We start from the raw sequence: 3,587 nt of genomic DNA, 5'->3' as shown, positions 1-3,587 counted from the left end.
TACCCTCCGCGACAGGCTTCGCACAGCGCTCGCAGGCTCGCCCATCCGCGCCGACCGAATCGAGTTCACTTTGTTCGCCTCGACAGACGAACGGCGTTACGGACTGGCCGTTCTCGTTCCATTGCTCTCCACCCCGTGTTTCCACGACGCAGTTATGGTTCAATACCGCACGATTCTTCACCGCACAGAAGCGGACTTTCACCGCTTCGACCAATCGCCATCTCAGGCGCACGAGCGCACGCGCCCTCGCGTGCCGTGGTCGGCGCCCTCGCCGACCACACTTGCCCGTCCAGGAAAAGGCATCGTTAACCGAGACGGTCTCCATGACGTTCCGACCCGCGTGGCGCTGGTCGGAACACGCGAGGGCGCGTGCGCTCCCCAACTCGTGCTGCGCGCTCGAAACTTAGTCACCGGTGTGAAGACTTGTCCAAGAATCGGCACGACAAGCGAGAAGCAATTCGCCGTCGAGGCCGCGCACACGATCGATTTTGCAGATGAGCACATGCCCGCCGTGCTATGCACACCGTCGCTGATCTGGTTCCTGGAGCACGCCGCGCGCGACGCCGTGCTGCCTTGCCTGGAATCGGGCGAAAGCACGGTCGGGATCAATGTCGAGGTCAGCCATCTGGCGGCCACGCCGGTCGGGAACACCGTGACCTGCCTGGCCCGAATCATTCACGTCGAAGGCAGTCAAGTTTCGTTTCAACTGGAAGCGCGAGACGAGTTCGAGGTGATTGCGAAGGGTTTCCACAAGCTTCAGATCATCCGCGTGGATCGATTTGCCGCGCGCGTGCAGCGGAAGAAAAAGTAGGGCAGGCTTCCAGCCTGCCCAAACGAAAATCTCCACGGCCCTCTGCCGAGTCCACGTCGGAATTCAAGGCGAGGCGGACCGTCGGCACCTGACGGCGTGCATTGGGCAGGCTGGAAGCCTGCCCTACATTCGAATTGAATTTCCCAAGTCGCGGCGGCACAGTCCGATCATGATTCCCCAGCACGAATTCTCGATCCGGGCCCCAGCCATTCAAAGCACCAGACACAAGCACTACCGGAAAGGAAGAATCGGGCCGGAAAGAACCGACGGGCTTCGCCAACGTAAGCCGACTGGCGTGATCCGTTCTTGTTTCGTGTGGGTCGCGTTTTTCCTGGTCCTCAATGCGACTCAAGCCGCCGAGCAAGGCTGGTATCCGCACGAAGGCGGCTTGTTGAAGTATCGCGTCCAGATTCGCTTCGGCGAGGAACCGGCGGACACGATGCCGGACGGATGGAAGTTCGGCCGTGTGTCCGCGGTGGCGACGGATGCGACGGGAAACGTCTATGTGTTTCAGCGCGGCAAGAAGGCCGACCCCATCGTGGTGTTCGACGCGAAGGGCAAGTATCTGCGGTCCTGGGGCCGCGGGATGTTTGGCAATCCGCACGGTCTGCGCGTCGATCGGGAAGAGAATGTCTGGGTCACGGACAACGGCGATCATCAGGTCATGAAATTCACGCGCGACGGCAAGTTGCTCCTGACGCTGGGAAAGAAGAAACAGGCGGGCACGACCCCTGACACATTCAATCGCCCCACCGACATCGCTTTCGCGCCGGCGGGCGAATTCTACGTTTCGGACGGCTACGGCAACTCGCGCGTCGTGAAATTTTCGTGCGAGGGAAACTATTTGCTCGATTGGGGCAAACCGGGCCGCAAGCCGGGCGAATTCAACACGCCGCACTCGATTGCCGTGGATTCAAAAGGAACCGTGTATGTCAGCGATCGCGAGAACAATCGCATCCAGATTTTCGACGCCAACGGGAAATACCTGCGCGCCTGGACGCACCTGGGCGCGACGCAGAATATTTTCATCACGCCCAAAGACGAAGTGTGGGTCATCACGCATCGGAACAACATCGAGAATCTGACTTACGACACGCTGGCCGGGCGCATCATGCGCATCGATCCGGCGAGCGGGAAGATTCTGGGCGCCATGGAAAGTCCGGGGCACTGGATTCATGTCACGGGAAAGAACGAAATCTTCATCGGCAGCCTGACGGGGAACGTGTTCCGGTGGTATCCGGGCTGGCTCGAAGGAGGATTGGGCGCCGAAGAGGGATTGACGCCGGCGAATCCCTGAGGCGGATTTCAAATCTATCAGTTAACGACGGTGGAGCGACGCTCCTGCGGAGCTTTCTTCGATGGGATTGGCTCGGCAGGAGCCGATCCCCACCTGAACTGAGGGGATACGCAAATTTTCCGTTTGATATCCGGCCCAGGAGTGCTAAGGGTCAACCATGACAACTAATCCCTCCCTCCAAACTCCTGATTGCGGCTGTTCTTCCATGACACGCCGAGAATTCTTCAAGACCGCCACCGGTCTTGCCGTCGCCACCGCGGGCCTTCCTGCGCTGACTTCACCGCGCGCCTTCGCAGCGCCCACGAAAAGGGATCAATCCGAGACCCTCGTCACGGCGCTTTACAAGAGCCTGACTGAGGAGCAGAAGAAGGCGGTCTGCTTCCCTTTCGATCATCCGCTGCGGTCGAAGATCGATAACAACTGGCACATCGTGAAGCCCAAGCTCGCGGACTTCTACACGAGGGACCAGCAAGCGATGGTCAAGGAAATCTTCCTCAGCTTGCACAGCCCGGAGTATGCCGAGAAAGTTTTCAAGCAAGTGCAGCATGACGCCGGGAAGGCCGGCTTCAACGACGCCTCGATTGCATTGTTTGGCGAGCCCGGCACGGGGAATTTCGAGTTTGTTTTCACGGGCCGGCACGTCACGCGCCGTTGCGATGGCGATTCGGTGGAAGGCGCCGCGTTTGGCGGCCCCATCTTCTACGGACACGCCGCCGAAAGCTTCAATGAGAAGCCGAACCATCCCGGAAATATCTATTGGTACCAGGCGCTGCGCGCGAACGAAGTCTTCCAGATGCTGAACGGTAAACAGCGCGAGTTGGCCACCCTGGGCGAAGGGCGCAAAGAGGAGGGAACGGACACCGTGAAACTCTCCGGCAAAACTTCCGGTTTGCCCGGCATCCCGATGACCGAACTGACGCGCGACCAAAAGGAGCAGGTGCGCAAGGTCATGGCCGATGTGCTCGCGCCATTCCGCAAAGCCGACGCCGACGAAGCCATGAAGCTGGCCGAGCACAATGGCTTCGATCATCTCCACATGGCTTTCTACAAGAACGAGGATATCGGCGGAGACGGCGTGTGGGACGTCTGGCAAATCGAAGGCCCTGCGATGTTGTGGTATTTCCGAGGCGCGCCCCATGTTCACACTTGGGTGCATATCCGGGAGAAAGCCTGAGTTCGGGCCTTTTAAGGCACCCGGATCTTAGGGTCTGTGCAAAAATAAATTCCGGTTTTGCTGGAGGTGATTTCGCTTTCTGGCGAGGCACGACGAGGGAGCATAGCCAGGGCTCTGCGACTGAGGAGAAACGAAGCCAGAAAGCGAAATCGCCCCAGCACTCCGGGGCGGGGCGGCGCCTGGCCGGCTGCGGCGTTGCTCGTCGGTCACAGCCCCAAAACGGGGATGCTCCCTCCTCGCGCCTTGCATCCGGCCAGGCGGCGCTCCCGCCAAAACCGGAAGTTATTTTTGCACAGACCCTAAAG

General features: G+C 59.8%; 3 protein-coding genes. All 3 read left to right on the top strand.

Annotation, left to right across the window (positions count from 1 at the left end):
- On the top strand, positions 1–811 hold an 811-nt coding region (locus tag FJ398_26760; protein MBM3841484.1), incomplete at its 5' end, for a hypothetical protein.
- A gap of 169 nt (positions 812–980) precedes the next feature.
- The gene (locus tag FJ398_26755) at positions 981–2,108 is read left to right on the top strand and encodes a hypothetical protein (GenBank protein ID MBM3841483.1); all 1,128 of its coding nucleotides are present in this window, start codon (positions 981–983) and stop codon (positions 2,106–2,108) included.
- A 157-nt stretch (positions 2,109–2,265) separates the two neighbouring features.
- Positions 2,266–3,282: a DUF3500 domain-containing protein gene (locus FJ398_26750; GenBank protein MBM3841482.1), complete on the top strand. Its 1,017-nt coding sequence runs from the start codon at positions 2,266–2,268 to the stop codon at positions 3,280–3,282.
- Positions 3,283–3,587: the final 305 nt, after the last annotated feature.

The sequence above is a fragment of the Verrucomicrobiota bacterium genome, assembly GCA_016871535.1.
GTDB lineage: Bacteria > Verrucomicrobiota > Verrucomicrobiia > Limisphaerales > SIBE01 > VHCZ01.
This window is presented reverse-complemented; position numbering and strand designations above follow the sequence as displayed.

Coding starts and splice junctions, on each gene's coding strand:
- FJ398_26755 (MBM3841483.1), top strand. CDS start 981: ATGATTCCCCAGCACGAATTCTCGATCCGGGCCCCAGCCATTCAAAGC.
- FJ398_26750 (MBM3841482.1), top strand. CDS start 2,266: ATGACAACTAATCCCTCCCTCCAAACTCCTGATTGCGGCTGTTCTTCC.